General features: G+C 71.6%; 28 protein-coding genes. 18 read left to right on the top strand and 10 right to left on the bottom strand.

The features are described 5' to 3' along the window. Window positions 1–20 precede the first annotated feature (20 nt). Together K8638_RS36735 and K8638_RS36740 are read right to left on the bottom strand one after the other, a co-directional pair. Window positions 21–926 carry a CPBP family intramembrane glutamic endopeptidase gene (locus K8638_RS36735; protein ID WP_223759388.1) on the bottom strand — a complete coding sequence of 302 codons (906 nt, stop codon included), beginning with the start codon at window positions 924–926 and terminating at the stop codon, window positions 21–23. Between the two features lie 166 nt (window positions 927–1,092). Continuing rightward, entirely contained in the window at window positions 1,093–1,599 is a 507-nt protein-coding gene (locus K8638_RS36740) for a GNAT family N-acetyltransferase (RefSeq protein ID WP_223759389.1), read from the bottom strand. Window positions 1,600–1,940: 341 nt separating this feature from the next. Here K8638_RS36740 and K8638_RS36745 point away from each other — a divergent pair, with 341 nt between their 5' ends. From K8638_RS36745 to K8638_RS36755, 3 genes are read left to right on the top strand one after another with little or no spacing between them, the layout of a single operon-like run. Continuing rightward, a complete protein-coding gene (locus tag K8638_RS36745; RefSeq protein ID WP_223759390.1) occupies window positions 1,941–2,888 on the top strand; it encodes a hypothetical protein in 948 nt (315 codons plus the stop codon). After that, the gene (locus K8638_RS36750) at window positions 2,875–3,552 is read left to right on the top strand and encodes a redoxin domain-containing protein (RefSeq protein ID WP_223759391.1); all 678 of its coding nucleotides are present in this window, start codon (window positions 2,875–2,877) and stop codon (window positions 3,550–3,552) included. The genes K8638_RS36745 and K8638_RS36750 overlap by 14 nt, the downstream gene beginning before the upstream one ends. Window positions 3,553–3,566: 14 nt before the next feature. After that, window positions 3,567–4,367: a FixH family protein gene (locus tag K8638_RS36755; protein ID WP_223759392.1), complete on the top strand. Its 801-nt coding sequence runs from the start codon at window positions 3,567–3,569 to the stop codon at window positions 4,365–4,367. Window positions 4,368–4,382: 15 nt separating this feature from the next. On the opposite strand, the gene K8638_RS36760 is transcribed toward K8638_RS36755, so the two are convergent. Further along, window positions 4,383–5,075, bottom strand: a complete 693-nt coding sequence (locus K8638_RS36760) for a Crp/Fnr family transcriptional regulator (protein ID WP_223759393.1) — start codon at window positions 5,073–5,075, stop codon at window positions 4,383–4,385. Window positions 5,076–5,127: 52 nt separating this feature from the next. Between K8638_RS36760 and K8638_RS36765 the strand changes: the two genes are divergently transcribed. The 3 genes from K8638_RS36765 (at window position 5,128) to K8638_RS36780 (ending at window position 7,378) form a co-directional block, all read left to right on the top strand. Then, window positions 5,128–5,355 carry a hypothetical protein gene (locus K8638_RS36765; protein WP_223759394.1) on the top strand — a complete coding sequence of 76 codons (228 nt, stop codon included), beginning with the start codon at window positions 5,128–5,130 and terminating at the stop codon, window positions 5,353–5,355. A gap of 155 nt (window positions 5,356–5,510) precedes the next feature. After that, window positions 5,511–6,182, top strand: a complete 672-nt coding sequence (locus tag K8638_RS36770; RefSeq protein ID WP_223759395.1) for a DUF542 domain-containing protein — start codon at window positions 5,511–5,513, stop codon at window positions 6,180–6,182. Window positions 6,183–6,544: 362 nt separating this feature from the next. Continuing rightward, a complete protein-coding gene (locus tag K8638_RS36780) occupies window positions 6,545–7,378 on the top strand; it encodes a 3'(2'),5'-bisphosphate nucleotidase CysQ (protein WP_223759396.1) in 834 nt (277 codons plus the stop codon). Window positions 7,379–7,382: 4 nt separating this feature from the next. Here the strand turns inward: K8638_RS36780 and mug are convergent, their stop codons facing one another. Next, entirely contained in the window at window positions 7,383–7,883 is a 501-nt protein-coding gene (mug, locus tag K8638_RS36785; RefSeq protein WP_223759429.1) for a G/U mismatch-specific DNA glycosylase, read from the bottom strand. 153 nt (window positions 7,884–8,036) lie between these two features. Here mug and K8638_RS36790 point away from each other — a divergent pair, with 153 nt between their 5' ends. From K8638_RS36790 to K8638_RS36800, 3 genes are all read left to right on the top strand, one after another. After that, the gene (locus K8638_RS36790; RefSeq protein WP_223759397.1) at window positions 8,037–9,065 is read left to right on the top strand and encodes a 1-phosphofructokinase family hexose kinase; all 1,029 of its coding nucleotides are present in this window, start codon (window positions 8,037–8,039) and stop codon (window positions 9,063–9,065) included. 160 nt (window positions 9,066–9,225) lie between these two features. Next, window positions 9,226–10,431, top strand: a complete 1,206-nt coding sequence (locus tag K8638_RS36795) for a glycosyltransferase family 87 protein (RefSeq protein ID WP_223759398.1) — start codon at window positions 9,226–9,228, stop codon at window positions 10,429–10,431. A gap of 9 nt (window positions 10,432–10,440) precedes the next feature. After that, window positions 10,441–10,749, top strand: a complete 309-nt coding sequence (locus K8638_RS36800; protein ID WP_223759399.1) for a hypothetical protein — start codon at window positions 10,441–10,443, stop codon at window positions 10,747–10,749. A gap of 15 nt (window positions 10,750–10,764) precedes the next feature. On the opposite strand, the gene K8638_RS36805 is transcribed toward K8638_RS36800, so the two are convergent. Further along, window positions 10,765–11,139, bottom strand: a complete 375-nt coding sequence (locus K8638_RS36805) for a DUF423 domain-containing protein (RefSeq protein ID WP_223759400.1) — start codon at window positions 11,137–11,139, stop codon at window positions 10,765–10,767. Between the two features lie 95 nt (window positions 11,140–11,234). Between K8638_RS36805 and K8638_RS36810 the strand changes: the two genes are divergently transcribed. From K8638_RS36810 to K8638_RS36825, 4 genes are all read left to right on the top strand, one after another. Beyond that, on the top strand, window positions 11,235–11,870 hold the full coding sequence (locus tag K8638_RS36810; RefSeq protein WP_223759401.1) for an SET domain-containing protein: 636 nt from the start codon (window positions 11,235–11,237) through the stop codon (window positions 11,868–11,870). Between the two features lie 31 nt (window positions 11,871–11,901). Continuing rightward, window positions 11,902–12,795: a LysR family transcriptional regulator gene (locus K8638_RS36815; RefSeq protein ID WP_223759402.1), complete on the top strand. Its 894-nt coding sequence runs from the start codon at window positions 11,902–11,904 to the stop codon at window positions 12,793–12,795. Window positions 12,796–12,873: 78 nt separating this feature from the next. Beyond that, complete coding sequence (locus tag K8638_RS36820; RefSeq protein ID WP_223759403.1) at window positions 12,874–13,575, top strand: cysteine hydrolase family protein; 702 nt, start codon at window positions 12,874–12,876, stop codon at window positions 13,573–13,575. Between the two features lie 45 nt (window positions 13,576–13,620). After that, entirely contained in the window at window positions 13,621–14,559 is a 939-nt protein-coding gene (locus K8638_RS36825) for an acyl-CoA dehydrogenase family protein (protein WP_223759404.1), read from the top strand. Between the two features lie 66 nt (window positions 14,560–14,625). Here the strand turns inward: K8638_RS36825 and K8638_RS36830 are convergent, their stop codons facing one another. Continuing rightward, a complete protein-coding gene (locus tag K8638_RS36830; RefSeq protein WP_223759405.1) occupies window positions 14,626–15,342 on the bottom strand; it encodes a hypothetical protein in 717 nt (238 codons plus the stop codon). Window positions 15,343–15,462: 120 nt separating this feature from the next. Between K8638_RS36830 and K8638_RS36835 the strand changes: the two genes are divergently transcribed. The 4 genes from K8638_RS36835 (at window position 15,463) to K8638_RS36850 (ending at window position 18,946) form a co-directional block, all read left to right on the top strand. Beyond that, window positions 15,463–16,305, top strand: a complete 843-nt coding sequence (locus tag K8638_RS36835) for a hypothetical protein (RefSeq protein WP_223759406.1) — start codon at window positions 15,463–15,465, stop codon at window positions 16,303–16,305. Between the two features lie 12 nt (window positions 16,306–16,317). Then, complete coding sequence (locus tag K8638_RS36840) at window positions 16,318–17,628, top strand: M18 family aminopeptidase (RefSeq protein ID WP_223759407.1); 1,311 nt, start codon at window positions 16,318–16,320, stop codon at window positions 17,626–17,628. A 189-nt stretch (window positions 17,629–17,817) separates the two neighbouring features. Then, the gene (locus K8638_RS36845; RefSeq protein ID WP_223759408.1) at window positions 17,818–18,444 is read left to right on the top strand and encodes a hypothetical protein; all 627 of its coding nucleotides are present in this window, start codon (window positions 17,818–17,820) and stop codon (window positions 18,442–18,444) included. Between the two features lie 22 nt (window positions 18,445–18,466). Next, window positions 18,467–18,946 (top strand): hypothetical protein, encoded by a 480-nt coding sequence (locus tag K8638_RS36850; RefSeq protein WP_223759409.1) that lies wholly within the window; start codon window positions 18,467–18,469, stop codon window positions 18,944–18,946. A 41-nt stretch (window positions 18,947–18,987) separates the two neighbouring features. Here K8638_RS36850 and mdoH read toward each other — a convergent pair whose 3' ends face one another. The 4 genes from mdoH to K8638_RS36870 all read right to left on the bottom strand — a co-directional run bounded on the left by mdoH (window position 18,988) and on the right by K8638_RS36870 (window position 25,664). Next, entirely contained in the window at window positions 18,988–21,009 is a 2,022-nt protein-coding gene (mdoH, locus tag K8638_RS36855; RefSeq protein WP_223759410.1) for a glucans biosynthesis glucosyltransferase MdoH, read from the bottom strand. Between the two features lie 5 nt (window positions 21,010–21,014). Beyond that, on the bottom strand, window positions 21,015–21,503 hold the full coding sequence (locus tag K8638_RS45035) for a hypothetical protein (RefSeq protein WP_305071220.1): 489 nt from the start codon (window positions 21,501–21,503) through the stop codon (window positions 21,015–21,017). Further along, complete coding sequence (locus K8638_RS36865) at window positions 21,503–22,990, bottom strand: glucan biosynthesis protein (RefSeq protein ID WP_225937898.1); 1,488 nt, start codon at window positions 22,988–22,990, stop codon at window positions 21,503–21,505. The genes K8638_RS45035 and K8638_RS36865 overlap by 1 nt, the downstream gene beginning before the upstream one ends. A gap of 382 nt (window positions 22,991–23,372) precedes the next feature. Further along, on the bottom strand, window positions 23,373–25,664 hold the full coding sequence (locus K8638_RS36870) for a PAS domain S-box protein (protein ID WP_223759412.1): 2,292 nt from the start codon (window positions 25,662–25,664) through the stop codon (window positions 23,373–23,375). A 157-nt stretch (window positions 25,665–25,821) separates the two neighbouring features. On the opposite strand from K8638_RS36870, the gene K8638_RS36875 reads away from it, so the two are divergent. Next, the gene (locus tag K8638_RS36875) at window positions 25,822–26,409 is read left to right on the top strand and encodes a DUF2378 family protein (RefSeq protein ID WP_370644218.1); all 588 of its coding nucleotides are present in this window, start codon (window positions 25,822–25,824) and stop codon (window positions 26,407–26,409) included. The last annotated feature ends 3 nt before the right edge of the window (window positions 26,410–26,412 follow it).

Here is a 26,412-nt window from a genome sequence, read left to right on the forward strand (position 1 = left end):
ACTCGGACTCGCCGCTCCGCTCAGTGGGACGGCAGCTTGTCCAGGATGCCCGACTCGGACAGCAACAGCATGAGCGCGAAGCTCACGGTGTTGAAGGCCGCGTGGGCGACCACCAACGGGAGCAGCCGTCCCCGGTAGAGCAGCATGAAGCCGAACCAGGCCCCGAGCACGAAGGTCTGGAAGACGGCGAGGGTGCCCTCGTAGAAGTGGCCCACCGCGAAGAGCGCGGCCGCGGTCAGCACCGCCGCCGGCCAGTGGGGCAGCAGCACCCGCAGCCGGGGCACGAGGAAGCCGCGGAAGACGAGCTCCTCGAAGCCCGTCACCACCACCATGAGCGCCGCGAAGGCGGGCACGCCCAGGCCCGTGCCCAGGAGCGCCGAGGCCACCTCCTTGCGCGCCAGCAGCTCCTGGTCGGTCAGCTTCAAGGCCACGGCGAGGACTCCCAGCGGCACCGCCGCGGCGAGGTGCGCCGCATACGTGCCGGTGAGGACCGGCACGCTGAAGAGGAGGTCCCGCGGCCAGCCCGCGCGCACCAGCCCCACCTGCGCCGGGCCCTGTCCGTCGCGCCAGAGGAGCCCCGCCACCAGCAGGCACATGCCAATCGCGCGGACGCACAACGCGGTCATGGACAGGGACAGGCCCCTCGGCGGCTCCGCGCCGGAAGCCTCCCAGGCACCCGCGCCCGTCGCGACCAGCGCCACGACGAGGCCCAGGACACCGACCCACGCTCCCGCGCGGGGGGCCTTCCAGGGGCGCAGCAGGGCGAGGCCCCACGCCAGCAGCGCGACCCCCATGGTCGCCAGCACCCACCGGGCCGCGCCGGTGCCTCCCGTGGGCAGGCAGACGGTGAAGAACACGAATGCCGCCTCGGACAGGGCCCGGCGTCGCGACGGGGCCTTCTCCAGCAGCACATCGGCGGCACGCACGGAGGTCTCCTTCAGGTGTGTGCCAGGGAAGGCACCGGGTGGGTTTCCGGGCACGCTACCGGCTTTGCCGGACGGGGTGTCGCTCCATCCGACGTGCCGCGTGTGGCGGGGCTGCTTGACGGGCCGGAGGGCGGGGAGCGCGGTCCGGTGGTGGGGCCTCGGGCGGCTATGACGCCTCGGGCTCGCTGGAGCCGGTGGGGGTCGCCTCGCGGGTCATCTCCACCATGGTGGGGCGCCAGCCCAGTCTGGCGAACATCCGCTGGGCGGCCTCGTTCTTCGCGGCGGTATGCAGCACCACGCGGGGCACGCCCAGGGCGGTGAGGCGCTTCATCAGCTCCTCGGCGAGCAGGGCGCCCACGCCGGCGCGGCGGGCCTTCTCTTCCACCCAGATGTCGTGGAAGCCGCCCGAGCGGTCCAGCAGGGCATTCCAGTCCACGCCCTCCACGCGGCCGTAGGCGTAGCCCACCACCTCGCCGTCCAGCTCGGCGACGATGACCACGGCGTCCTGCTTCTTCGCCTCGCGGCCCAGCCACCAGCGGTAGCCGGACTCCACGTCGTCGGGCAGCATGAAGCGCTGGGGGTCGAACTCATGGTGCAGGCGGGCCAGCGCCGCGCCCATGCGACCCAGTTCGGGTGCGTCCGAGGGCTTCGCGGGGCGGATGGTGACGGGCATGAGCGGGCTCCTGGGAGATGTGGGGCAACGATAAGGACCATGTGCCTGACGGACAGGGAGGTTGGGGCGGAATCATCGCGGAGCAGCCGGCGGATGGGGAGCTGGAGAAGGTGACTCCGTCGGAGTCTGGTTGACGGGGGTCTTCGTGACGCCGGCCTGGCGGGCCTCGAGCCGACGGAGCGCGCGGCCACAACGAGCAGGTGGGCTGCGGCGTCAGCCTGTCCACGGAACAGGAACACCGGGGATATGACCGCCGTCATATCCGGTGAGGTGCTTGCGGCATTTCGCCACAGGGCTCCCGGGACGGCTCCGTGCGCATAAGGGCGCAGGAGTCGTGACGCATGAGCGCACCCTTCACAGTACGTAGCCACCAGGTCCTCCACCTTCTCGCGGTCGTGCTCGCCGTGGCGCTGCCGCGCTCCGTCCAGGCGGCGGCGTGCTGTCTGTCTGCCTCCGTCTTCGGAGTGGGGCGGCTGGTCGTCTGGGAAGATGCCGCCGTGGGGATGTCCACCACGTATGCCCGGGGCACGGGCCGCTGGGACTCCGACGGCAGGTGGCACGCGCGGCTCCTCGACTCGCGCGAGGACGAGCTGCGGGTGGAAGGCTGGGGGCTGCTGCGCCTCGCCGAAGAGTGGCAGGTGTTCGCCCGGGCTCCCTGGGTGGTGGGCCTGCGCGCCGCGCCGGACGGCACGATGTCCACCGGACAGGGGCCCGGGGACGCCCAGGCCGGGGTGCGTTGGGAGCTCCTGTCCGTCGGGGAGTACGTCGAATTGCCCGGGGTGGCACTCATCGCGTCGGTGGTGGGGCCCACCGGGAGACGGCCGGAAGAGGCCACCGACAGCCTGGGCGCGTCGGCGACCGGGCGGGGCGCCTGGGTGCTGGGGCTCGCGGCGTCCGTCGAGCGCACCTCTCTGCCCTGGTTCGTGCGCCTCGACGTGGGCGCGACGTTGCCGCTGGCCTTCACCCGGGCCGATACCCACGTGCGGCAGCGCTACGGCCCCGGTCTCCAGGTGGCGGGGGCGGCAGGCCGCGAGGTGGTGGCCGACACGCTGGTCATCGCCCTGCAGGGAGCACTCGAAGTCGAAGGCGCACTGCGCGTGGGCGGACAGCGCGTCCCCGACACCCAGGTCGTGGGGCTCAGCGCGGTGGCGTCCGCCTCCTGGAAGCTCTCACCGCACTGGACGCTCAGCGCCAACGTGGGAACGGATGCCCTGGGCCGGCTGGGCCTGGCGCGAAACAAGCCCGAGCGGTTCAGCGGGGGATTGGGGGTTCGTCATGGCTTCTTCTGACCGTGTCACCGGTACATTCCTGGGGGTGCTCGTCCTGGCGTGGACCGTGGGCTGTGCCACCACTTCGAGTGGCCCCACCCGGCCCGTGAGGCAGTTGCTCCTGGAACAGGCGGACGGAAGCACCGTGCCGCTGGGACAGGTGCTCGACCCGAGCGAGGCGACCGTCCTCGTCTTCTGGAGCACGAGCTGTCCCTGTGTGCGGCGCTACCAGGCGCGCGTGGAGGCGCTGCACGCCACCTATGCCACTCGCGGCGTGGGGGTCGTGGCCGTCGACAGCAACGCGGATGACTCGCTGGAGGAGCTGGTCCGGGTGGCGCGGGCGCGGGGCGTCACCGTGCCCGTGCTGCGAGACCCCGGGGCGGTGCTCGCCGACGCGGTGGGCGCGCGCAGCACCCCGACCGTGGTGCTCGTGCGCCGGGACGGCTCGGTGCTCTTCCACGGTTGGATGGACAACGAGCGCGAGCCGGGTGAGCCCGGCCGGGAGGCCTATCTCGAAGAGGCCATCGAGGGCTTCCTGGCCCGGCGGTCCTTTCCGGCGCGCTCCCCCTTCTATGGCTGTGCAATCACCCGCTCCCTGCGCACGGGGGGCGGCAACTCCAGCGCGTGCGGTCATGCGGGAAGCCGTGCCGCGGTGGAACCCAAGGACACCGGAGGAAACCTGTGATGCCCCGATACACCATGATGCGTCGACTGACCGGGATGCTGTTCCTGCTGACCGCCGTGGCCGGCTTCGGCTGCGGCGAGGACACCCCCACCCCTCAACCGCTGGCGCTGACGAAGCTCTCCGAGGTCGCGTCCGGCCCGGTGGCGCTCGAGCTCTGGTCGCCGAGCTCCCTCTCCGTCGGCCTCAACCGGGTCTTCTACAAGGTGAGCCAGGGAGGCCAGCCGGTGACGGAGGCCACCCTGACGCAGCACCCGGTGATGAAGATGATGGGCCACCAGCACGGCTGCCCGAGCGTCGACCCTGACACGGAGGCCAGTGCCGACGGGCTGTTCGAGGGGGCGCTCGTCTTCACGATGCCGTCCGGCGACGCCGAGACGTGGGACCTCACGGTCGACGTCACGCCGGCGGGCGCGACGGAGAAGACCTCGCTCACCCTGGTGAACCTCCCCGTGGCCGACAAGGACAGCCGGCGCACCCTGTCGGTGGACAGTGGAGCGGGCGCGCGGAAGCTTCACTTCACCCTGAACTTCCCGAAGCCGCCCACGACGGGAGCCAACGAATTCGTCCTGACGGCGCACACGACGGGCCCGGACATGATGACCTTCCCACCGGTCACCGACCTCTCCATCACCGCCACGCCCGAGATGCCGAGCATGGGCCACGGCTCCTCGGGCAATGTCGACCCGATTCACCAGGGCCAGGGCTTCTACAAGGGCCAGGTGAACTTCAGCATGGCGGGCGACTGGGTCCTCCGCTTCCGGGTGGCACGAGGGGAGGAGACCCTGGGCACCTTCGAGTACGCGTTCGACATCTGACCCGGAGCGCCGCCCTCAGTCCGAGGCCGGGCGCTCGGCCAGCCGCCGCATCGCCTCCGGCTGGAGGATGGTGATGCGGCCCGCGCTGGACTGGATGAGGCCATCGCGCGTCCACCGGCTCATCACCCGGATGGCCGACTCCACCGTGGTGCCGGCGAGGTCCGCCAGGTTCTTCCGGGTGAACCGCTGGGAGAAGGCGAGCTCTCCGCCCCGCACCGCGCCGAACTTGTCCGCCAGCCGCATCAACGCCGAGGCCATCCGCACCTCCACGGGCTCCGTGGCGAGGCACAGCCGCGAGCAGCCCGACTCCAGCAGCCGCCGGGAGAGCACGTCCAGCATCCGCTGAGCCATCACCGGGTGCCGCTCGCGCAGACGCTGAAAGGCGTCCCCGGGCACTCGCAGGCAGGCGGTGCGCTCCAGGGCGACGGCCGTGGCTGGCATGGGGCAGCGGCGGATGACCGCCACCGCCGCGATGATGTCCCCTGGCCCCAGTACCTCCAGGCACACCTCGCGCCCATCCCGCGCGGATTTTGCGATGCGCACCCGCCCGGTGAGCACCCCGTAGACCGAATCCCCCGGGTCTCCCTGGGAGAAGAACGGCTGCCCGGGCGCTCGCTCGACACGCTCCACCGGCAGCACCTCCAGCTCCTCGGGAGGCACTCCTCGCAGCACCGCCATCGAACGCAGCAGCTCGCTGGCTTCCGCCATCAATCCACCCCTGTCGAATGGCTCCTGGCAAGAGACGAGCCATCAGCGCGGTGTGTCTCATCAAGCCGCTGCGCTGATGGCGCTCGGCGCGGGGGCGGTGCTGACAGCACTCGCTCCCCGGGGCCGAGCCACGACCGCCGCCGCCGTCTACACCGCCACGCTGGTGGTGATGTTCGCCGTGAGCGCGCTCTACCACCGGCCCACGTGGGGCCCGGCCGCGCGAATCCCGGGCCCCAGCGCGCGCGGCGAGGCACGCGCTGCTACTCCATTTCGCCCGTGACTTGGAACGACTCACACCGCCCGCATGAATTGCGGTCGAGCGTCGGGCGGAGCGCAGGAGCTGCGCGGGAGGGGACCGGGGCGCCCGTCGACGCCCGCGCGGCGGACGTTGGTCCCGGTCTTGCTCATGACCTCGGGTAGGAAAGGGAGACCCTGATGCTCGGAATCGATGTTCGCCTGAGCCTTCGCGACCTCATCCAACTGCATCCCGCTGCGCAGCCGGTCCTTCAGCGGCACGGCCTGGACGGCTGCTGCGGAGGGGACTGCAGCTTGCAGCAGGCGTGCGAGCGGAGCGACGTGGACGCCACGCTGGTGGCCATGGAGGTCGCGCGGGTGGCGCGCGCGCCCGCGGACGCGGCGCAGTGGCAGGAGGCGCCGCTTGCCGCGCTCATCACGCACCTGGTCGAGGACTACCACCGGCCCCTCGAGGAGGACCTGAAGCGGCTCGACGCGCTGGCGGTCCGCGTCCTCGAGGTCCATGGAAGCAAGGAACCCGAGCGGCTGGGGCGCCTGCTGGCCACGCTGCGCATTCTGGAGGAGCTGCTCGGCGCTCACCTGGCGAAGGAGGAGCAGGTGCTCTTCCCGTGGATTCTCAGTGGACGCGCCCCGGCGCCGGTGGCCCCCATCCAGGTGATGCTGCTGGAGCACGCGCACGTCGAGCAGTGCCTTGCCCGCTTGCGTACGCTCACGAACGACTACGTTGCCCCGGCGGGGGCATGCCGCACCTGGCGCGAGCTCTGGGAGAGGCTCGCGCGGCTCGAGCGCGAGCTCGACGAGCACACCTGGCTCGAGGACGAGGTGCTCTTCCCGCGCGCGCTGCGACGCTGAGCGCGACCCGGCCCTCTCCCATTCGTAAAGGGCGCACTGCGGCAGCAGGTGGACCACCACGTCGAACCACGTGCCGAGCGGGCCGTGGTGGAAGTACAGGTCCGCTCCTTTCCACGCCCTCCACGCGGCCGCAGGCGTAGCCCACCACCTCGTCGTCCAGCTCCGCGACGATGACCACGGCGTCCTTCTTCCGTGCCTCGCGCCCCATCCACCAGCGGTAGCCGGCCTCCATGGGCCTGCCCCGGGTTCGTGGATGGGTTCGTCAAGCTGCTCACCCCGGGTCGAGACGGTCCGCGAGTACTCCTTGGCGCTGAAAGAGTCGAGGGTGGAGTGCCCGATCTGCCCTAGACTGTTCCACCTCCATGGCCTCCTTCGACACCGAGCTCGACACCGCGCGCCGCATCGCCCGACAGGCGGGCGACATCCTCCTGAAAATCTACGCCACGGACTTCTCCGTGCAGGACAAGGCCGGAGGCATGGGCCCCGTCACGGAGGCGGACGAGCGCGCGAACGCGTTCATCGTCGGTGAGCTGCGCAAGGCCTTTCCCGGCGACGGCGTCGTGGCCGAGGAGTCCGACAACAGCGGCGACGGGAAGCGCTTCGAGCGCTGCTGGTACGTGGACCCGCTCGATGGCACCCAGGAGTTCGTCAACCGCAACGGTGAGTTCGCCATCCACGTGGGGCTGGCCGTTGCCGGGCAGGCCACGGTGGGCGTCGTCTACCGCCCGGTGGGCAACAAGCTGTACACGGGCCTGGTGGGGCAGGGCGCCTTCCTGGAGGAGGAGGGCGGACGCCGGGCCCTGCGCGTCTCGGACGTGGCGGATCCATCCGCGCTGCGGCTGGTCGTGTCGCGCTCGCACCGCTCGAAGCTGACGGACGCGGTGGCGAAGCGGCTGGGCATCACCCGGGAGCGTGAATCCGGCTCCGTGGGCCTCAAGTGCGGCCTGCTGGCCGAGGCCACCGCCGACGTCTACATCCACACCAGCGGCAAGAGCTACCGCTGGGACAACTGCGCGCCGGAAGCGGTGCTGCGCGCGGCGGGCGGCATCCTCACGGACCTGGGCGGCACGCCGTATTCGTATGACGGCTCCGAGCTGCAGAACCACCGCGGCCTGCTGGCCTGCAACGCCGCCGCCTTCCCCCAGGTGCAGCCCGTGGTCGCGCAGTTCGCCCGAGAGGCCGGCATCCTCCGCTGAGGACTCACCCCACCTCCACCGCGTGGCGCAGCTCCCCGAAGAGCCGCGCCAGGTCCGCGAGCTGGTAGTGCGCGTTGAGGCCGCTCGGGTTGGGCAGCACCCACAGCCGCGTCGTACCGATGGCCTCCGTCTGGAGGCCCGGCTGCGCCCGGGGCCGGCCGAAGGCGGTGCGGTACGCGCTCACGCCCAGCATGGCGAGGATGCGGGGCCGGTAGCGCCGCACCTTGGCCTCCAGCGACTTCGCGCCCTCGGTCAGCTCCGCGTCGTCCAGCATGTCCGCGGTGGCCGTGGCCCGGTCCACCACGTTGGTGATGCCGTAGCCCAGCGGGAGCAGTTGCTCCTGTTCCGACGGTTGGAGCAGGCGCGGGGTGATGCGGGCGGCGTGCAGCGTGGGCCAGAAGCGGTTGCCCGGCCGCGCGAAGTGGAAGCCGACGACGACGGAGTAGAGGCTGGGGTTGATGCCGCAGAAGAGGACGCGCAGCCTGGGAGCGATGAGGTCTGGCATGGTGCTCCCGGTGGCGGCGGCCAGTTCCTCCCGCGTGGGCTTGCGTGGCGGTGTCATGCAGAGGGGGATATTCGCGGGCCTACCCGGGAAGGCAACAGGAACCGCTCTGACGCCCAGGGTGGGGTGTTGTCCGTAGGGCAGGAACCTGGCCGGATGCTCCGCTGGCTGGCGGAGCGGGCCCGGGTGCGGCAGGCTCGGCGCGCCACTGACACGCAGCCCTGGAGGACGCTCGAGATGCCGCACATCGTGACGCTGACGCTCAACCCCGCCATCGACCTGGCCACGTCGGTGCCGGAGGTCACTCCCGAGCACAAGCTGCGCTGCGGCCCCGTGCGCAGGGACCCGGGCGGCGGCGGCATCAACGTGGCGCGCGTGGTGCGTGAGCTGGGCGGTGAGTCCATCGCCGTCTACACCCGGGGTGGCCCCACCGGGCACCTGCTGGAGCACCTCCTGGAGGAGAAGGGCCTGCTGCGCCGCTCCATCCCGGTGGAGGGCTACACGCGTGAGAGTTTCACGGTGGCGGAGGGGACCAGCTCGCGCGAGTACCGCTTCATCCTCCCGGGGCCGACCCTTTCCGAGCGCGAGTGGCAGCGCTGCCTGGACGCGGTGGCCGAGGTGTCCGTGGGCGCCGCCTTCATCGTGGCCAGCGGCAGCCTGGCGCCGGGCGTGCCGGAGGACTTCTACGCCCGCGTGGCGCGGCAGGCGAAGCGCCAGGGCGTGCGCGTGGTGGTGGACACCAACGGGCCTCCCCTCAAGGCCGCGCTGGAGGAGGGCGTGTTCCTGGCCAAGCCCAACCGGCGCGAGCTGAGGGACCTCACCGGCATGAAGGTGGAGGACCTGGCCACCCAGGCCGCGGCGGCCCGTGAGCTGGTGGCGAAGGGCCGGGTGGAGATGCTGGCGGTGTCCATGGGCGCGGACGGCGCCCTGCTGACGACGCGCGACGGGCAGCTCCGCGCCTCGCCTCCGCCGGTGGAGACGCACAGCTCCGTGGGCGCGGGTGACAGCTTCGTGGCCGGGCTGACGCTGTCCCTCGCCCGGGGCCAGTCTCCCGAGGAGGCCCTGCGCTGGGGCATCGCCTCGGGCACGGCCGCGCTCCTGTCCCAGGGCACGGAGCTGTGCCACCGTCACGACGTGGAGCGCCTGTTCCTCCAGGTGAAGCCGGAGCCCCTGTCCCTGGCGTAGTCGCCGCGGCCCCACTGGATGCAGGACGGGCGGGCGGGGGAGCGCCACCCGGCTCTTTCCCCGCGACAAACCCGAGCGGCTCCGGACAGAGTGTCCGCGCGTGTCCGCCTCGCCTTCTTCCGCTCCCCGCTTCGGTCCCTGGCATTGGGGCGCGCTCGTCGTGAGCGTGCTGCCCCTGGCGTTCTATGCCTTCTCGCCGCGCGTCGGAGACCTGGACCTGTACTTCCGCACGGCGCGGTCCTTCCTGGAGGGCGCCACCCCCAACCAGGACTTCCGCTTCGAGTACCCGCCGTACGCGCTGCTGTGGTTCGTCCCCGCGGCGTGGCTGGGTGGGACGCTGCCCGCCTTCATCACCCTCTTCGGCCTGCAGCTCACGCTCTTCGACGCCTTCATCAAGTGGCTGCTGCTGTCGGAGGGAGTGAAGCGCTGGGGCCGTTCGCCGCGCGCCTGGGCGCCGCTGGCCGTGTACTCGGTGGCGAGCTGGCTGCAGAGCATCCACTACCTGAAGCGCTACGACCTCATCCCCGCCGCCTTCACCCTGGCCGCGCTGGTGGCCCTGTCCCGGCGGCGGGACGTCCTGGCCGGGCTGGCGCTCGCGGTGGGCGTGGTGACGAAGCTGTACCCCGTGGTGCTGGTGCCGCTGGCGCTGGCGGTGTGCTGGCGGCGGGGCTCGGCGCGGCGGCTGGTGCTGGGGCTGGGACTGGGAGTGCTGCCGCTGGTGCCGCTGAGCGCCTTCTGGCCCTGGTGGGGCTTCGCGTCCTTCCACGTGGGAAGGGGGCTCCAGGTGGAGTCGCTCGGGGCGTCCCTGCTGTGGGCCGCGCACTTGATGGGGTGGGTGCCGGACGTGGCGTGGGTCCATGCGACGGCCGCGTATGAGCTGCATGGCGCGGCCGCGGAGTGGGTGAAGGACGCGACGCGCTGGATATGGGTGGTGGGCTCCCTGGGCTCGGCGGCGGTGGGGCTGTGGGCCGTGCGCCACCGCGCGCCCGAGCGGGTGGAGGACCTGGCGCGGCTGGCCCTGGGGCCGCTCATCGCCTTCATCATCCTCAACCCCGTGCTCAGCCCGCAGTACCTCGTCTGGCTCACGGGCGCGGCCGGGCTGGCGCTGCTCTCCGGCTCCCGCTGGCCGTCCGTCGCCGTCTTCGTGGCCGCGGCCATGAGCCGGGGCATCTTCGCCGGCAGCACGTACGACACGGGCATCGGCCCCGTGCACGCGGCGCTGCTGCTGCTGCGCAACGGCCTGCTGCTGGCCGCGGGCTTCGCGCTGGTGCGTGAGGCGTGGCGGAGTGGCGGCCACCCCGCCGATTCCCGGGCAGGGGGGCGGGCGGCGCCCTCCGGGCAAGCGTGGGGCACGCGGGATTGTTAGATGGAGGCCATGGCTCGCGATGACCGCGTCAATGCGCTGCTGCCCGTCGAGGCCGAGTTCCAGAAGGAGAAGGCCGCCGGGCTGCGGAGGTCTGGGGACAAGCTGGAGCAGTTGCTGGCGGAGCTGTCACGGGCCGAGCTCGAGCTGCGGGCCCACACCGGGACGGAGCGCGCCCGGTACGTCACCCGCTACCGGGAGCTGCGCAAGGAAGCCGAGTACCAGAAGTGGAGCCTGATGGTGCAGCGCGAGGCGTGTGGCCTGCGCAACCACCGCGACCTGGACCTCGTCTATCCGCTGCCCCCGCCGCTGAGGGAGTGACGGCGGGGGGGCGTCTCAGCTCGTGGTCCGCCAGGCCGCGAGGGCGAGCAGGAGCCAGCCGGCGAGGAAGCTCACGCCGCCCAGCGGGGTGATGGCCCCCAGCGCGCGGATGCCGGACAGCGCGAGCACGTAGAGGCTGCCGGAGAACAGGACGATGCCCGCGAGCATCGACCAGCCGGCGCCGGAGAGCAGCGGGGAGGGGCGGAAGTGCCCCAGCAGGCCCACCGCCAGGAGCCCCAGCGCGTGGTACATGTGGTACCGCGCCCCGGTCTCGAAGATGACCTGGAGGTCCTGGGGAAGCCGGGCCTTGAGCGCATGCGCGCCGAAGGCGCCCGCCGCCACGGACAGGAAAGCGTTCACCGCACCGAGGACAAGCCACCAACGCATCATCGAGCGCCTTTCATCGGGAGTCCGACTCGGGCACGCTACACCGCCGCTGACGGAGCGTCCTGGCTCTCGTGAACTCCCGGGCCGCTCCCACCCGAATGACCTCACCCACCTTCATTCCTTCCCCCAAGCCGATTCCCTTCGAGCTGCGCCCGTCCACCATCCAGGGTACGGGAGCCTTCGCCACGCGCCGCATCCGCAAGGGCACTCGCATCATCGAGTACATCGGCGAGCGCATCACCCAGGAAGAAGCCGACCGCCGCTACGACGACGAGGCGATGGAGCGGCACCACACCTTCCTCTTCAACCTGGACAACAAGGGCGTGCTGGACGCGGGCACCGTCCACAACGAGTCGCGCTACATCAACCACTCGTGTGACCCCAACTGCGAGGCCCTCATCGACAAGGGCCACATCTACATCTACGCCCTCCGCGACATCGAGCCCGGCGAGGAGCTGGTCTACGACTACGCCTACGAGCGCACCGAGGACATGGGCCCGGACTCCGAGGCGCTCTACGTCTGCAAGTGCGGCTCGCCGAAGTGCCGGGGCACCATCCTCGCGCCGGTGAAGCCGGAGCCCGCCAGGAAGAAGGCCGCGTCGAAGGCGAAGTCGAAGTCCAAGGCCCGGGGCAAGAAGTCGCGCGGCAAGCAGGGGGCGGGGAAGAAGCCGTCCTCGCCGTCCAGCAAGTCGTCCAAGCGGACCAGGCCGGTCCGCCGCAAGCGCGCGGGCTGAGCCGGGCGCGTCCGCGAGGAGGGTGCCGCCGGTGTTCGACTGGTCCGACCTGCGCGTCTTCCTCGCCATCCAGCGCACGGGCAGCCTCTCGGCGGCGGCTCGGACGCTGCGGGTGAACCAGACCACCGTGGGGCGCCGGCTCGCTGAACTGGAGCAGGCGCTCGGCGCGCGCCTCTTCGACAGGTTGCCCGGAGGGATGGTGCCCACCGCCGCGGGGGAGGAGTTGCTCCCCCACGCGCAGGCGGTGGAGGAGCAGGCGCTCGCGGTGGAGCGGGCCGTGGGCGCGCGCGACGCGGCGGCCTCCGGAGTCGTGCGCCTCACGTGCGTGGAGTCCCTGGGCAGCCGCTTCCTCGCCCCGAGACTGGGGGCCCTGCGCGCGCGTCACCCGGACCTCCGCCTGGAGGTGCTCACGGGCAGCCACGTGCTCGACCTGGTCCGGCGTGAGTCGGACCTCGCGCTGCGGCTGGGAAGGCCCGTGGAGCCGGGGCTCGCCAGCCGGAAGCTGGGGAAGCTGGGGTTTGCCCTCTACGGGGCCCGCTCGCTGCTCGGGCCCCGGCCTCCCTCGCGTGTGGAGGAGGTCCGGGGAATGCCCCTGCTGGCGTATGACGAGAGTCTCTCCCATCTGCCGGAAGCCCGCTGGCTCGCGCGCGTGGGAGGGGATGCCGCGCCCGTGCTGCGCAGCAACAGTGCGCCGGTGCTGTTCGAGGCGGCGCTGGCGGGGCTCGGGCTCGCGGTGCTGCCGTGCTGGCTCGCGGGGGACTCGGGGTTGATGCGGGTGGGCGCGCCAGGGGAGGGCGTGGAGCGGGAGTTGTGGCTCGCGGTGCATCCCGACCTGCGGCGCGTCACCCGCATCCGCGTGGTGGCGGACTTCCTCGCCGCGCTCGTGGAACGTGAGGCGTCGAGGCTCGCGGGGACCTCTGCATAGACGCATGGGGGGCAGGCATCCGCGCAGCGGTGCGCGGGCCGGCTCGCCGCCATGGTTCGCGGCATGAATGCTCATGCCTTGCGGCTCCTCTCCCTGCTGTCCCTCCTCACCGCCTGCGCCAAGGCGCCGCCCGTGTCGACCCTGCGGGCCCGCTATGGCCTCACTCCTCCCACGGCGCTCGACCCGCGGCGCACGGCGCTGGTGCTCGTGGACTTCCAGGAGGAGTTCTTCTCCGGCGGGCTGCCACTGCCCGACGCGCCCTCCGCGGTCGCCAATGCGCAGCGGCTGCTCTCGTGGGCGCGCGCCTCGGGCCTGCACGTGGTGCATGTCCACGACGTGACGGCCAAGGGCAGCCCGCTGTTCGCCGAGGGGAGTCCAGGTGCCGCGGTGCGGCCGGAGGTGGCTCCTTTGCCGTTCGAGCAGGTGGTGCTCAAGAAGATGGCGGGGGGCTTCTCCCGCACGGACCTCCACGAGCGCCTGCGGGCGCTGGGAGTGGACACCCTCATCGTCGCCGGCCTGATGACCCACCTCGCGGTGGACACCACGGTGCGGGACGGGCTCGTGCTCGGATACCGGGTGATTCTGCCGTCCGAGGCTTCGGCCACGCGCGACCTGCCGGGAGCGGCGGGGGGCGCACCGGTGCCTGCCCGTGTGCTGCATGCGGCGAGCCTCGCGGCGCTGGCCGACCGCTTCGCCGATGTGATGCCGACTCGCGCGGTGCTGGCCATTCCCATCCGTCCCGGGAACGAGGCGCGTGGCGCGGGCACTTCCTCGAACTGATGGGACGTGAGCCGGGGAGGGGGCCCCTGGCATAGAGTCACTCCCGTGAACGACGCCCTCCGCTTCCTGCTCACCGAGTCCCCCGACCCGCTGCCTCTCGACTCCGTCGACACGTGGTGGCGGCGCCACCTGGAATTGCTCACGCGCTTCCCCGCGCCAGCGGACCTGGCCCTGACGGGTGGCTTTCGCGCGGACCGGCTCGGCTTCGCGTTCGCCTCCGGCTATCACGCCGCGCACCGGTTCCTGTTCCCCATGCTCCCGGCGGACCGGCCCTGCGCGCTCTGCGCCACGGAGCCGGCCGGCGCGCACCCCTCCGCAATCCAGACGCGGCTGACGGACACGGGCTCGGGCCCGAGACTCACCGGCGAAAAGGCGTTCGTCACGCTGGGCACCCGGGCGGAGTTGCTGCTGGTGGTGGCCACCGAGGGCCAGGATGCACAGGGCCGCAACCGGCTGCGGATGGTGGTGGTGGACGCGAAGCGGCCGGGCGTCCGCGTCACCGCGCTGCCGGAGCTGCCCTTCGTGCCCGAGGTGCCACACGCGGAGCTGGTGCTGGAGGACGTGGCCGTGGCGCCGGACGAGGTGCTGCCCGGGGACGGGTACGCGCGCTACCTCAAGCCGTTCCGCACGGTGGAGGACTGCCATGTCCACCTGGCGCTGCTCGGTTGGCTGTTCCAGGTGGCCCGCCGGAGCGGCTGGCCGGAGCCCGTGCGCGAGGAATTGCTGGCTCTAGCGGTGATGATGCGGGGACTGGCCCAGGCGGACCCGGAGGATGCGGCCACGCACCTGGCGCTCGGTGGCGCGCTGGACCTGGCGAAGCGGGCCCTGGAGCGATGCGAGCCGCTGTGGGCCCAGGTTGATGCACCCACGCGCGAGCGGTGGGAGCGCGACCGGAAGCTGCTGGGCGTCGCCGGCAAGGTGCGCGCGAAGCGGCTGGAGACAGCGCGGCAGCGGATGGCGGGTGGCACCGAGGGTGGCGAATAGATGAAGGGCCGTGACCTCCGCTGGGAGGCCACGGCCCGGAAACTCACCGAGAAGCGGTGTCGTCGCTCAGTAGCGCCCGCCGCCCACGGCGGAGACGATGGCGGACAGGATGCGGTTCTCCACGCCCCACACGGCCTTGTTCAGCCCCTTGATGCCGGCGCCGCGCAGGTAGTCCGTGAAGTCGTGCAGCGCGGTGGAGCGCTGCATGCGCTCGCTGCTGGCCGCGTAGAGCAGCGGCGTGTTGGGCGCACCCGTCAGGCCCAGGTCCGGGCAGGCCTCGGACAGCTTCCGCGGGTCGATGCCCGTGGCCGCCGACAGCATGGCCACCGTGAACTTGTGCACCGGCAGCTCGCGCGCGTTGGGCACCTTGTCCAGCACCTTCTGCCGCGTGGCCGGGTCCGTGGCGAGCTGGTCCAGCGACACCTTGGACATGGCGATGAGCTGCTCGTTCGTCACGTGCTTGCTGTCCAGGATGGCGCGGCCGAGCAGGCTCGCCGGGGTGTCCCCCTTGATGCTGATGTCGTTGCCCGGCATCTGCTGCATCCGCTCCCACATGGCCCGGACGGCCTTGCCCACCTCGGTGTCCGGGCCGCCGCGCCAGGAGCCCGGCGTCGCCTGCGCCGCGGCCGCGCGGGCCGGGGCGGTGCCCTGGAAGGTGCTCAGTCCGGTGTGGCCCACGGCGTTCGCCCGGGCCGGAGCGGCGGCCTGCTGCGTGCCCGCCTGGGGCTGCGCGGCGGAGGTAGGGGTGGTGAGGACGCGGGGGCGGCTGCGGATGGGGTCCATGCCTGGGGGAGTCTCCGGAATTCGGCCTACCGGCGATTATCGTGGGGACCCGGTCCAAGGTTGCGTCCGGGCGCTTCCAAGGTGCGTGCACTCCCGGATGGGGCCGCTATGTTCCGGCGCATGAAGAAGACCTTCCCCGCCGAGTTCGCCGATCTGCTCACCCCCAAGGGACGCCGCATCCTGGAGGGCAGGGACCGGGAGCTGACGGGCGCGCTGCTGGACCCGGAGCGGCGCTTCGTGGCGCTCCAGGGTGTCATCGACCCGCGCAAGGCCGTGGCCTGCCGGGACGCGCTGGACGCGGCGCTTCGCGACACGCTGGTGTCCATGGAGGACCCCATCCCCCATGACTCCATCTCCGGCATGACGATGAACTACATGGAGCTGCTGCCCAAGACGGTGCGCGTGCGCACGGCGCTCCTGGAGAGCCGCCGCTCCCGCTCCTACCGTGCGGCCGAGGCGGTGGGGCTCACGGACATGATGCGCTCGGACAGCTTCGCCGCCTTCGCCGCCGTGGTTTCCGGGCGCACCCTGCGGCGCAAGTGGGGCATCCAGGTGCTGTGCTACGGCCCCGGGGACTATACGGGCCCGCACAACGACCACCACCCGGAGGAGCCCGAGGCCCGGGACGGCTACGTGGACATGCACGTCTCCCTGACGATGCCGGGCGTGGAGCACCAGTACCTCGTGTACGCGAAGGACGGGCACCTCTCCGAGCTCACGAAGGTGAGCACCGTGGGCGGCGTCACCGTGTACCGGCTGCCCTTCTGGCACTACACGACGCCGGTGGTGGCGCGGCGCGGCGCGGAGGCGTCGGCCCGCCGCTGGGTGCTGCTGGGGACCTTCCTGGACGCGGCGCCGGGGGCCCGGGCGAGCTCCACCATCGTCCCGGCGGGGGCCCCGGGGGCCCGCCCGCCTGCCCGGGTGGCGACATTCGGGAGTGGCGGAGGGGCTGGACGGCGTTAGCTTGGGGCGCCCATGAGCCCCATCGACACCGACGCCCTGGCCCGAGACCTTCTGGAGTACATCGACGCCTCGCCCACGCCGTACCACGCGGTGCGCGAGACGGCCCGCCGCCTCACCCAGGCGGGCTACCGAGTCCTCGATGAACGTGAGTCGTGGACCGTCAAGCCCGGCGAGCGCGTCTTCGTCACCCGGGGAGACACCAGCATCGCCGCCTTCCAGCTCGGCACGAAGCCGGTGGACCAGGCGGGTTTCCGGCTGGTCGGCGCCCATACGGACTCGCCCAACCTGCGGCTGAAGCCGAACGCGGCGGTGTCGAAGAACGGCTACCAGCAGCTCGGCGTGGAGATTTACGGCGGGGTGCTGCTGCACACCTGGACGGACCGCGACCTGTCGCTCGCCGGCCGCGTCATGGTGATGTCGGGAGGGCGTGCCCATGGGTACCTCGTGGACTTCGCCCGGCCGCTGCTGCGCGTACCCAACCTGGCCATCCACCTCAACCGGGGTGTGAACTCGGACGGGCTGAAGCTCAACCCGCAGGACCACATGGTGCCGGTGCTGGGCCTGGAGAGCGCGGGCGCGGTGGACCTGCGCTCGCTGCTGTTGCAGGAGCTGGCGCGCGGAGGGGTGAAGGCGGAGGCGGGAGACATCCTCGGCTACGACCTGTGCCTCTATGATTTGCAGCCGTCCATCCGCTCGGGGGCACACGGGGAGTTCCTCCACGCGCCGCGCCTGGACAACCTGGCGAGCTGCCACGCGGCCCTGTCCGCGCTGCTGTCCGGCAAGGAGCCGCGTGAGGCCACCTGCGGCGCCGTCCTGTTCGACCACGAGGAGGTCGGCAGCCGGAGCGCGCAGGGCGCGGCGTCGTCCTTCCTCCGCACGCTGCTGGAGCGCTTCACGCTGGCGCATTCGGACGGGCGGCCGGACGCATTCCACCGGGCGATTGCGAACTCGTTCCTGGTGAGCGCGGACATGGCGCACGCGGTGCACCCCAACTACGCGTCGCTGCACGAGCCCAAGCACCAGCCGCAGATGGGCGCGGGGCCGGTCATCAAGTCCAATGCGAATCAGTCATACGCGACGGACGGCGAGAGCTGGGCGTACTTCGCGGCGCTGTGCCGCGAGGCCGGGGTGACTCCGCAGCACTTCGTCACGCGCACGGACCTGGGGTGCGGCAGCACGATTGGGCCGATTACGGCGGGGCAGCTCGGCATCCGTACGGTGGACGTGGGCAACCCCATGCTGTCCATGCACTCGATTCGCGAGATGGCCTGCGCGTCCGACGTGGGACAGATGGTCGCCGTGCTGCGGCGGTTCTTCGCGTAGGACGGGGTGGATCGCCTAGGCTCTGTCGCAATGAAGCTTCCCTTGCGACAGGGCCTTTCTTCCGTGCTCCTGCTCGTGTCTGCGTGTGTGGGCCCCAGGCTCTACTACCTGCGGACCGAGTTGCCCATCCTGGAGGGGAGGTTCGATCTGGCCGTTGCTCCCGGACCCTGGGCGCATGCGGACGTCCCCGTGGTTGTCGCGGACACGGCCAGCATTCCGGATGACCTGGTGCTGCCGACACTCAAGGCCTTGATGTCCCTACCGGGCGCCGCGGATTCCTGCGACCCCAACACAGGCGCCCCGCGTCCGGACGCCGCCGAATACTGTGTTGCCCTCTACAAGACGCCCCGAGACTGGCGTGTGTCGTGGCCCATCCGCAACCTGATGAAGGAGCGTGATTCATGTCATCCACCGTTTGGTGGGGTGGAGGATGAGGACTTCGGCCGGGACGTGCCTGTCATTGGGTTCGCTCACAATCACCCCTGTGGAACCCGCATGAGCAGTCCGGACCTGACACAATTTCCCGCGCTGAAGACGGAACAGGGGTTGTGGATGATGGTGGCCTATGCGGCGAGCCCCAGCGGCAGGCTGGCACGTGATGCCCAGGGGCAGTTGATTCCCGCTTGGGCCTGGCTCGCAACAGGCCACAAGGAAGAGCCTCGCTTCTACAAGTGGAACTCAGCGGGTGAGGTCTTCCAATGGAACGAGGACAAAGCGCATTGGGAGTTTCAGGCAACCTGTCGGCCTCGCGAGTCGTCCGGCATGCGCGGACCCAGAATCCTCGTGCCCAAGTGCACTCCTGAACTGAACTGGTAGAAGCACCGTGGGGCTCGGTTCCATGATGAAACTTCATCACTTCGTCGTGCTCATGACGCTACTGGCGGATGGTGGCCCGGTGAGCTCTCCGGCAAGGGGGGCGGAGGGCGATGCGGGAACGGTCGCTCCCCAAGCTCGCATCGCGAGTACGGATGGAGGTGCCGCCGCCCGCCAACCTGTCGTCGCAGAGGGAATTGAGTGGCCCGATGACCTCCGTCCGCTAGCCACGTTGGATGGTCCCGCCATCCTCGCGGCTCACGCCGCGCTACAACGAGTGATGGCGAAGGTTCCGAAGGAATTCGCCGGGGATTGTTCCTACTCCGCCAAGGCCATGGAGGTCACTGTCGGGCAGAAAGGTGGCCTGTATTTCGTCGAAATCAACCGGCGTGTGGACAAGTGCGGATGGGCGGTGCCCGGCTTCAATCCCTCGCCTCATTGGTTCGAACTGTATGCCGTATCGCCAGACGGCAAGGTGCTGGCGCGCTACCCATACAACCCGTGAGTGGGCCCGTCGGAGACTGGCCCGGTAGCGCTCAGGGGCGCTCAGGAGGTGGCGCGGGTCAGCCGCCGTTCGCGAGCCTCGGTGAGGGTGCCCGCGTCCAGCAGCACGGCCACCTTCTCCGGCGCGGAGAGCGGCTCCACGGAGCCACCCAGCAGCTTCCGCCGTGCTGACGCCAACGCCGCGGGCACCGTCTCCGGCCCTGGCAGCGACTCCAGCAGCGCCAGGTGCAGTGCATGCGCCCGCGCATCCGAGAGCACGTGGTCCACCGCGTCCGCCACCGGCGCCACCGCGTGCTCCTCCGTCACCTCCCGCGCCCGCTCCAGCACCTTCGGGGGCACCGTCTCCTCGGGGATGAGGAACAGGCCCACGCGCTCCGTCCACAGGCCCAGCGACGCGCGCGCCGTCAGCACGGAGAGGGGAATCGACAGCAGTAGTCCGGCCACCACCGGCGCCAGCCATGCCACCAGCCCGGGGGACAGCGCAAAAGTTCCAATCGCCAGCGCCACCCCCACCGCTGTGTGCACCGCATGGCGCCGCGCCGCCTCCGCCCAGGGCAGGTCCGCGTCCTCGCGCTGCTGGCTCGTCCAGGACACGCGGTAGCCCAGCAGCGTCCCGAAGACGAAGTGCGACTGGAACAGCATCATCACCGGCGCCAGCAGCGTGGCCAGCACGCTCTCCACCAGGACGCTCGCCACCAGCCGCGCCCGGCCGCCCATGCGCGCCGCGTCCTGCCCGCGCGCCAGCGCCAGGCCCAGCCCCATCAGCTTCGGTGCCAGCAGCATTCCCATGGACACGCCCAGCAGCCGCAGCGCGCCCCCCGTGTCGAAGCCGAAGTCCACCGGGTGCGCGGTGGGGTGCGCCCACGACACCCACCCGTCATGCAGCGCCGCCACCAGCCCCGCCATCAGGAACATCAGCCACAGCGGCGACGCTGCATAGGACATCACCCCCATGAGGAAGTGCCCCCGGCTGATGGGGTGCAGTCCACCGGCCAGCACCAGGCTCAGGTGCTGGAGGTTCCCCTGGCACCAGCGCCGGTCCCGCTGCGCGTACGCCAGCAGGTTCGGCGGCGGCTGCTCGTAGCTGCCGCCCAGCTCCGGCACCAGCCACACCGTGAATCCCGCGCGCCGCATCAGCGCGGCCTCCACGAAGTCGTGGCTGAGGATGTGCCCGCCGAAGGGCTGCTGTCCCGGCAGCACCGGCAGCCCGCAGTGCTCGATGAACGCCGACGTGCGGAGGATGGCGTTGTGGCCCCAGTAGTTGGACTCGCCGAGCTGCCACGCCGCCGCGCCCGCCGCCACCACCGGCCCGTACACCCGGCCCGCGAACTGCTGCAGCCGCGCGAACAGCGTGCTCCGCCCCACGCACAGCGGCGGTGCCTGGAGGATGCCCGCGCGCGGGTTCAGCTCCATCAGCCGCGCCATCTTCACCAGTGTGCGGCCGTCCATCAGGCTGTCCGCGTCCAGCACCACCGTGAAGTCGTAGTGCCGGCCCCACCGCTCGCAGAAGTCCTGGAGGTTGCCGGCCTTCTTCCCCGTGTTGTCCGTACGGCGCCGGTAGAAGATGCGCCCCTGGCCACCCACCCGGCGGCACAGCTCCGCCCACGCCAGCTCCTCCGCCACCCACGCCTCCGCGCGAGTGGAGTCGCTCAGCACGTAGAAGTCGAACGCGTCCAGGTGCCCCGTGGCGGCCACTGATTCGTAGGTGGCCTGCACGTTGGCGAAGACGGCCGCCGGGTCCTCGTTGTGGATGGGCATCACCACCGAGGTGCGGGACGTCAGCGGCGAGGACTCCTCCTCCGCCGTGGGCCACCGCAGCCCGGGCAGGCGTCGGCCCACTGCGAGCTGGAGGAACCCGGCCACCGCCGTCCAGAAGGACAGGGCAATCCACCCGAAGCACAGGGTGAAGAGGGCCACCAGCACCAGCTCCGGCGCGGTGGTCCCCCGGACGCTCAGCAGGCGGTGCATCTCCCACGTCCCCACCACGGTGGACGCGGCCGCCAGGCCGAGGACGCAGGCGCGCCTCCGGCCGGCGCTCTCCGGTGAGAACGAATGGGCGTGCATGGAAGTCAGCGGGAGATGGACACGTCCGCCTGGGCCCCGCGCCACCAGCGGCGGAGCAGCTCACCGAAGGGCCACAGCACGAGCTGCTGCTCCGGCATCACCGAGGCCACCTGCACCGGCGCAGGCACCGGCACCGCCGCGCGCAGCGCCCGCGCGAAGCCGTCCGGCACCGCGCCCCGCGTCAGGAGGCGGGCCCCCAGGCGCGCGCCGTCGCACAGGACGAAGGCCGCGCGGCCCCGGGCGAGCAGCGTGCCTCCGGCCTCCTGGCTCAGCACTCCGGCCAGCCACGTCTCCACCCGCGCGCGCGCCAGGGCCACGGCGGCCTGGGGCCGCTCACCCTGCTCGCGGGCACCCTCCAGCACCCAGAGGGCGAGCGCGGTCAGGTCCTCGTCCGAGGTGAAGCCGAAGCCCCGGAAGAAGGCGTCGAGCGCCGCGCGGGTCTCCGGGCGGACCCACGCGGACTCCAGGATGGAGGGGCGGGAGGTCTGCATCATCACGGTGTCCACAGGTAGCTCCAGGTCTCGGTGAGGGTCTCGGAACCGCACTTCAGGTACGCGCGCAATTCGGTGGGAGTGTTGCCGTCGGGCAGCAGCTCGAAGGTGGCGCGCCAGCCGCCGGAGGGCTCGTGGCGCCGCACGGTGGTGCGCAGCACCTGGCCCTTCGAGGCGGTGATGACGGCCTCCACCGGCGCATCCCCCTCGGTGGCGGGACGCGAGAAGTCGAGCACGAAGCGCCGCGCTCCCGGCGTGTCACCCGCGGCCACGCGCGTGGCGGTGACGAAGGAGCCCGCCGCCGCCCACGGCGCCTGGGAGCCCCAGTGCAGGCGGTACGCCACGCGCAGCGGAGCGCCCGGCGTCAGCGGCGCGTCCGGCACCCAGAAGGCGACGATGTTGTCGTGCACCTCCTGCGGCGTCGGAATCTCCACCAGCCGCACCGAGCCCGGGCCCCAGTCGCCCACGGGCTCCACCCACGCGCTGGGACGCAGCTCGTAGCGGGCCTCCAGGTCCTCGTAGCTGGAGAACGCGGTGTCCCGCTGGAGAAGCCCGAAGGCGCGCAGGCCCCGCGCGCGGAAGCTGGAGACGTTGAGCCGCTCGGGGTTCTGGAGCGGGCGCCAGAGCTGCTCTCCGTCCCACGTCCAGACGAAGAGGCCGTCCGAGTCGTGCACCTCGGGGCGGAATTCGTCGTATGTCCCCCGGTCGTTCTCCCCGAAGAGGTACATGCTCGTCAGCGGCGCCACGCCGAGCTGCTCCACGGCCTTGCGCGCGAACAGCGTCGCCTCCACCTCCATCACCGTGCGCACGCCGGGGATGACGGTGAAGCGGTACGCGCCGGTGACGCTCGGCCCGTCCAGCAGCGCGTGCACCACCACGCGGTCCGCGCCGGGCGCCGGGCGCTCCAGCCACAGCTCGCGGAAGGAGGGGAACTCCTCGGGGCGCGGCAGCGCGGTGTCGATGGCCACGCCGCGCGCGGACAGTCCGTACACGTTGCCCTTGCCCAGCGCGCGGAAGTAGCTGGCGCCCAGGAAGGACAGCACCTCGTCGAAGTGGTCCGCCCGGTTGAGCGGATGGGTGAGGCGCAGGCCCGCGAAGCCGTCCGCCTTCTCCAGCGGCGGCGCCGGCACCAGCGAGCCATAGGTGTACAGCTCCGGCGAGAAGCGCACCGGCTCCGCCCGGCCTCCGGCCACCACGTTCACCCGCACCGGCTCGGGGTAGAGGAAGCCCGGGTGGAAGAACTGCGCCTGGAAGGGCAGGCCGGCCTCGCGGAACAGCGCCTTGTCGTTGCGGTAGCGGATGTCCCGGTACGCGTCATACGAGAGCCGCGCGTACGCCTCGGGAAGCGTCCGCCGGGGCTCCTCGTAGGGGCGCGCCGCCAGGGCCCGCGCCCGCTCCACCACGGTGGCGGCGGTGAAGGCCCGCCCGGAAGCGCCGGGCTTCCCGGGGGGGGACTCACGCGCGCCGGCGGCCCCGCTCGCGGCCACCATCGCCGCGCACAGCCACCCCACGCCCGTGCTCCACGCTTTGCGCCGCAACGACTTCACGTCCAGGTGCCTCCGAGAAAACCGGTACGTCGAACGGCCCCCCGGTCCTTCGGACCACGCCCGACTTCATGCCGCGCCCGCACTCGCGGTGCAGCGCGTCAGGACATGAGCAACCCGCGTACCAGCCCACCGGGCCCGAACTCCGCACGGCGGAACTTCACGGGATTCCGGGCACCTGGAAATGCCATCCAGTTGCGGTTCCAAGCAGTCTCGGGAATGGAGAGTTACCGGCCCACGGTTCCCGGCCGGGGAGAACCCGAGGCTGGGGAGAAGAGGGACAGCCTTCGGGTGTGGCTGTCCAAATCTTCCACAGGTGGACATTGCACTACGCGTGCGCCAGCCGTTCCTGCACGAGTGAAAGCAGTTCCCGGCTGGCGAAGGGCTTCTCCAGGTGGGGGCTGGGCACGGACTCGAGGAAGGCGCGGGCCTGCGGCGTCACGGCCCCGCCGGTGAGGAACACCACGCGCCCGGCCTGCTCCGGGTAGCGCTCCTTCAGCGCGGAGTAGAAGTCCATGCCGCTCATGCCCGGCATCATCAAGTCGCAGAAGACGACGTCGAAGCGCTCCCCGGCGACGATTCGGTCCAGCGCCTCCTGGGCGCGCGTGGACATCGTCACGTCATGGTGGGGCCTCAGCGTGCGCGCCAGGGCCGTGCACACCAGGGGCTCGTCGTCCACCACCAGCAGCCGGCCCCGCTTCTCCGCGGTGGGCGGCGGGGGCGCGGGGGGCTCGGGCGCGGCCTGCACCGGCTGCGAGGCGGGCAGCAGGACGCGGAAGGTGGAGCCCTTGCCCGGCTCGCTCTCCACGTGGATTTCCCCGCCCAGCGAGGCCACGAGGCTGTGGCAGATGGACAGCCCCAGCCCGGTGCCCACCCCGGGCTCCTTGGTGGTGAAGAACGGGTCGAACAGGTGCGGCAGGTGCTCGGCCGCGATGCCCAGGCCCGTGTCCGCCACCTCCACCACCACCCGGCCGCCGCTGCCCACGCGCGTGGCGACGCGAATCTCGTGCCGCTCCGGCGTGCCTCCGGGGATGGCCTGCGCGGCGTTGACGAGCAGGTTGAGGAACACCTGTCCCAGCCGCGACTCGTTGGCGCGCACGCGGGGCACCTCGGCGAACTGCTTCACCAGCCGCGCGCGGTGGCGGATCTCCGTGGTCGCCAGGTTCAGCGTGGACTCCAGCACCTGCCGCACGTCCACGTCCGTGTTGTCCGCCACGTCCACCCGGCTGAACGTCTTCAAATCCCGGACGATGGTGCGCACCCGGTCCGCGCCCTGCTGCGCCTCGGCGAGCGCCGACTGCGCGTCCGCCAGCGCCCCCACCAGCTTCGGCTCCAGGCTTCGCGCGCCCTCTTCCCGCAGGGTGCCGACCGCCTCGCGCGCGAAGGCCAGGTTGGCCGTGAGGTACGCCAGCGGGTTGTTGATTTCGTGCGCCACGCCGGCCGCCAGCGTGCCCACCGACGCCATGCGCTGCGCCAGCATCAGCCGCGCCTGCATCTGGTTGCGCTCCGTGAGGTCGTGCGACACGGAGACGATGGTGTCCTCGCCGTCGAAGGGCAGCGGGAAGGAGGTGGACTCCACGTGGAGGATGGTGCCGTCACGCCGCAGCAGCCGCCGCTCCTGGAGCGCCGCCCGGCCCGACCTCAACGCCTCGTGCATGCGCGCGTCCGCCGAGGCGACGTCCTCCGGGGGGATGATTTCGGAGATGTGCTTGCCGATGAGCTCGCGCAGGTCCGAGTAGCCCAGCGCCGTGACGACCTTGAGGTTGGCGTAGCGCACGCGCGCGTCCTTCCCGAAGACGGCCATCAGGTCCGGCAGGTTCTCGATGAGCGTGCGGAAGCTCACCTCCGAGCGCCGCAGCTCCTCCTCGGCCCGCTTCAGCGGGGTGATGTCCGGGAAGAAGGAGATGATGTGGGGCGCCCCGCCGTAGGGGACCAGCCCCATGAAGAGCAGCGTGTGCCGCAGCTCGCCCGAGCGGGTGTAGTACCGCGCGTCCACCCCACGCACCGAGCCGTACCGCTTCAGCCGCTCCACCACCTGGTCCCGGTCCACCATGGCGCGCTCCCACAGGCGCAGCTCCACCGTGGTACGGCCGAGCGCCTCCTCGCGCGTGTAGCCGAAGGCCTGGAAGTAGGCGTCGTTGGCCGCCACCAGCCGGCCGTCTCCCAGCGTGGTGATGGAGGTGGGGACGGGCGACACCGACAGCATGCTGTCGCGCAGGTCGTCTCCGGACGGCACCCCCATGCGGCCGTGGCGCCGGGTGAAGCGCCGCTCCGCCAGCTCCAGCCGCAGCTCCAGCTCCTCCGGCGCCAGGGGCCAGGCCAGCACGTCGTCCGCGCCGGCCTCCAGGGCGGGCATCAGCGTGCCCAGCGCGTCCCGGGGGCCCAGCAGCAGCACCACCGTCTCCAGCCCTCCGGGGAGGCTGCGCAGGCCGCGCAGGAGCGGCACGGGCGAGGCCGGGCCCCGGGCGTCCACCACCGCGAACGCGCAGGCGCCCGAGCGCCACAGGGCTGGCACCTCGGCGTCACGCGCGGCCGTGACCACCGTGTGCCCGCGCGCAGACAGCCGGGCTTCCAGTGGCTCCAGGGCCGCCCCACCCTGGGTGACGATCAGGACCCGCATGACACTCCTTGCATTTACTATCCTTCATCGTTGCATGAGCGGCCCGGTTGTAAAAGTGTGGTGTCCTTAGCGTTGGGTGTGGGATGGGAATGGGGCGGCGGCGGTGCTGGTACACTGGTACCGAAGCGGGCTGGACCGTTGGTCAGGGGGGACACGTATGGAACGGCGGGGAATGAGCGAGCCGGCCTTGGAGCCGCGGAAGCCGCCTCCCATGCCCGTGCAGGTGCCACGGCGCAACTTCGAGGGGCTGTTCGTCCACGCGCTGAAGCCCACGGGGGGATTCGCCCAGTCGCTGCGGGACATCGGCTACGACGCGGAGGCGGCACAGGAGTACTACCCGCTGGCCGTGTGGCGGGCGGCGCTGGGGGTGGCCCGGCGCTTCGCCTTCGTGGGGCAGCCGCCGGAAGCGGCCAACCGTGCCCTGGGGCACAAGTACGTGGAGGGCTTCGCGCAGACGCTGGTGGGGCGCATCTTCGCCACCGCCGCGCCGCTGTTGGGCACGGAGCGGTGCCTGACGCGGCTGCCCACGTACCTCAAGGCGGGGCGCGAGGACATGAAGATGCTGCTGGAGCCGGTGCAGGCGCGCGAGTGGCGCATCCGCGTCGTGGACCCGGACCCGCTGCCGGACTTCGTGGCCGGCGTGGTGGAGGGGGTGCTGCGCCGCACGCGGGTGACGCCGGTGGTGGAGGTGCTGGAGCGCCTGCCCGCGGGCTACATCCTGCGCGTGACGTGGCAGGACGCCTGAGGG

Source organism: Myxococcus sp. RHSTA-1-4 (genome assembly GCF_020037125.1).
Lineage (GTDB): Bacteria > Myxococcota > Myxococcia > Myxococcales > Myxococcaceae > Myxococcus.